Below are 3,177 nucleotides of genomic sequence, written 5' to 3' on the forward strand. Positions count from 1 at the left end.
CGAGGCGCTCGGCGCACCCTGGCCGGACGTGTCCGACGAGGCCCTGGCGAGCAGCGCGCGCCAGTGGCTGACCCCGTGGGGGCGGCGCCTCGCGTCAGGAGCTCCCCTCTCCTCGGTCTCGATGCTGGACGCGCTGCGCTCGATGCTGCCGTGGCCGCAGGCTGCTCGCCTGGACGAGCTGGCGCCCGAGAAGCTCCCGATTCCTTCCGGGGGCACGCGCCCCATCGACTGGAGCGGACCGCACCCGGTGCTCACCCTGCGCGTCCAGCAGGCCTTCGGGTGGACGGACACGCCCCGGCTCGTGGACGGGCGCGTTCCCCTGGTGCTGCACTTGACGGACCCGGCGGGGCGCCCCGCGGCGGTCACCTCCGACCTGACGTCGTTTTGGGCGGGCCCCTACCGGGACGTGCGCGCGCAACTACGCGGACGCTACCCCAAGCACCCGTGGCCCGAGGACCCGCTGCACGCCGAACCCACGAACCGCGCCAAGCGGCGGAAGTAGCGGAAAGTGCGCACGAGCACGCGGAGCCTCACTCGGAGACACAAGCGAGTCAGCACGGCGACTCGACGGGGATTCCGCTCTTGCGCGCCGCGTCAGCCATGCGTTTGTCGTAGGTGACGATGGCTTGGAGATCGCGGCCAATCGACAGTGCGGCGGCCAGGTGCAACGCGTCGAGGCTACGCAGCTCCACAGGCAGGAGCCGCCCCGCCAGGTCGAACATCTCAGTGTCGAAGGTCAGCGTGGAAAAACTCCACAGAAGCTGGCGCACCTGGGAAGCATCCGCTCCCCGGCGCACGCACGCGCGCATCAGTTCCGTGCGCGACAGTTCACTGGTCCACAAGCCGCAGTCGGCGCGGTTAATGAACGTCTCGAGCGCCTCTGTCCCCTCCTCGGGGATGATGAGCTTGACGAGCGCCGACGTGTCGAAGTAGAGCGCCATTAGTAGCGCTCTTCATCGCGCAGTTGCTGGAGAACCGGGCTGAGTGGAGGCCCTGTCGTCGGCTTTGTCGACGCGCGGTACTCCTCGTAGGTCCGAGTGGCGGGGGTTATCAACCCGCGCTCGCGGAGCCGCTCGATCGATGAGCTCGCAAGGGGGCTCATCTGCGCGACCGGGCGGCCGCGATCGGTGATGGTGATGACCTCGCCGGCGGCAACCTTGGCGACCACCTGGGAGGCGTTTTGACGCAGTTCGCGAATACCAACAGTCTCCATGTGCTACATGGTAGCACATGGAGCGTGGTGACAAACGTCGTCAGTCCTGCAGTTTACCGACGACGCCCCGCCCGTCAGGGAGGTTTTTGGACGGCATCTGATAGGCATCGAGGTCCGCCATGGCGGGGCGCTCGAGGCCCAGGTCGCGCAACTGCTGGTAGGTCGACATGCGCACAGGACCCAGCTCCGCGACGGGCTGGCCCTCCTGTGTAAGCGTGACGACTTCCCCGGATGAGGCCCGCGCGAGCGCGGCACCAACATCCTCCTTAAAATCACCAATTTCTAGAGCCCTCATGGCTCTATTCAAGCATGCCGGAGGCACTTTCAACGAACGGCAGGACCACACTATGACACACCGCTCCTATACAACAGCCAATCGACTGCCATCTCGTCATATGCGGGTGAGAAGTGACACGTCCGGGCTGCTCACCCTGTGGAATAGATCGGCCGGGCGAGCGTTGAGGAAGTATCACCTCACAACCTGAAGGAGAACCATGTCCACGAACGCAATCGAGACCGTCGACCTGCTGGTCGTTGGCGGCGGCAAGGCCGGCAAGTCCCTGGCGATGGAGCGCGCGAAGGCCGGCTGGAAGGTCGCCATGGTGGAGCGTCGCTTCGTTGGCGGCACTTGCATTAACGTGGCCTGCATACCCACGAAGTCGCTGGTCAACTCGGCTCGCCGCCTGAGCGACGCGCGCACGGACGAGTCGTTCGGCATCGTCGGTACCGAGGGCGCGCACGTGGATCTGTCTAAGCTCCGCGCCCACAAGGAGGGCATCGTCGGCGCCATGGTGGGCGCGCACGAGAAGATGTTCGCGGCCCCGGGCCTGGACTTCATCCGCGGCGAGGCCCGCTTCACGGGCGAGCGCACGGTGACCGTCGCTCTTGAGGAGGGCGGCGAGCGCACGATCCGCGGCGAGCGCGTCCTCATCAACCTGGGTTCGCGTCCGGCGCGTCCCGCGATTCCCGGCCTGTGGGAGTCGGGCGCGTGGACGAATGAGGAGATCCTGCGCTTGGAGCAGCTCCCCTCCTCCCTGGCGATCATCGGCGCCAGCTACATCGGCGTCGAGTTCGCGTCGATGATGGCGACGTTCGGCGTGGAGGTCACGCTCATTTCGTCGGGCGATCACGTGCTGCCGCGCGAGGACGAGGACGCCGCCCGCGTCGTCGAGGCTGGCCTCACGTCTGCCGGCGTGCGGATTGTGCGCGGCCGCGCCCAGTCGGCCTCGCGCGAGGGCGACACGACGACGCTGACGCTGTCCGACGGCTCGACGGTGTCTGCCGAGGCGGTCCTGGTGGCCACAGGTCGCGTGCCCAACACGGACGGCATCGGCCTGGACGAGGCCGGGGTTGAGCTGACCGATCGCGGCTTCGTCGCGGTCGACGAGCACCTGCGCACGTCGGCGCAGGGCGTGTGGGCGGCCGGCGACTGCGCGGGCACCCCCATGTTCACGCACGCGTCCTGGTCGGACTTCCGCATTATCCGCGCGCAGCTGACGGGCGCGTCCCTGGAGGATGCGACGACCACCACGCGGGGCCGCACGATCCCCTACGCGGTGTTCGCCACCCCCGAGCTGGCGCGTATCGGCCTGTCCGAGGGCGAGGCCCGCGAGGCCGGCCTGGACGTGCGTATCGCCAAGGTTCCCACGGCCGCGATTCCGCGCGCCAAGACGCTGCGCTACGCGGGCGATGGCTTCTGGAAGGCCGTCGTGGATGCGAACACGCACCAGATTCTGGGCGCCACGCTGATCGGCCCGAACGTCTCCGAGGTCATCACGGCCGTGCATGTCGCCATGGTCGGCGGCCTGACCTACGAGCAGCTGCGCTTCCTGCCGATCGCGCACCCGACCATGGGTGAGGGCCTGCAGGTTCTCTTCGATTCGCTGGGTTGAACACCCATCGCGCCCCGGGGCACAGTGGGGGCGCGCCCGGATCTCTCCCGGGACCTGTGAGAGACGACGGGG

General features: G+C 68.0%; 5 protein-coding genes. 2 read left to right on the forward strand and 3 right to left on the reverse strand.

All coding sequences use genetic code 11. The features are described 5' to 3' along the window. Positions 1–502, forward strand: a 502-nt coding sequence (locus HMPREF1138_RS05645; protein WP_009057580.1) for an ATP-dependent helicase C-terminal domain-containing protein, incomplete at its 5' end; no start/stop codon positions are given. Positions 503–551: 49 nt separating this feature from the next. Here HMPREF1138_RS05645 and HMPREF1138_RS05650 read toward each other — a convergent pair. From HMPREF1138_RS05650 to HMPREF1138_RS05660, 3 genes are read right to left on the reverse strand one after another with little or no spacing between them, the layout of a single operon-like run. Beyond that, a complete protein-coding gene (locus HMPREF1138_RS05650; protein ID WP_009057585.1) occupies positions 552–941 on the reverse strand; it encodes a type II toxin-antitoxin system VapC family toxin in 390 nt (129 codons plus the stop codon). Beyond that, positions 941–1,213, reverse strand: a complete 273-nt coding sequence (locus HMPREF1138_RS05655; RefSeq protein ID WP_009057581.1) for a type II toxin-antitoxin system Phd/YefM family antitoxin — start codon at positions 1,211–1,213, stop codon at positions 941–943. Before HMPREF1138_RS05655 ends, HMPREF1138_RS05650 begins: the two co-directional genes overlap by 1 nt. A gap of 40 nt (positions 1,214–1,253) precedes the next feature. Continuing rightward, positions 1,254–1,508, reverse strand: a complete 255-nt coding sequence (locus HMPREF1138_RS05660; protein ID WP_039937104.1) for a type II toxin-antitoxin system Phd/YefM family antitoxin — start codon at positions 1,506–1,508, stop codon at positions 1,254–1,256. A gap of 199 nt (positions 1,509–1,707) precedes the next feature. On the opposite strand from HMPREF1138_RS05660, the gene HMPREF1138_RS05665 reads away from it, so the two are divergent. Next, a complete protein-coding gene (locus HMPREF1138_RS05665; protein ID WP_009057582.1) occupies positions 1,708–3,105 on the forward strand; it encodes a dihydrolipoyl dehydrogenase family protein in 1,398 nt (465 codons plus the stop codon). Positions 3,106–3,177 lie beyond the last annotated feature (72 nt).

This window comes from Actinomyces sp. ICM58 (assembly GCF_000283035.1).
In the GTDB taxonomy this organism is placed as follows: domain Bacteria; phylum Actinomycetota; class Actinomycetes; order Actinomycetales; family Actinomycetaceae; genus Pauljensenia.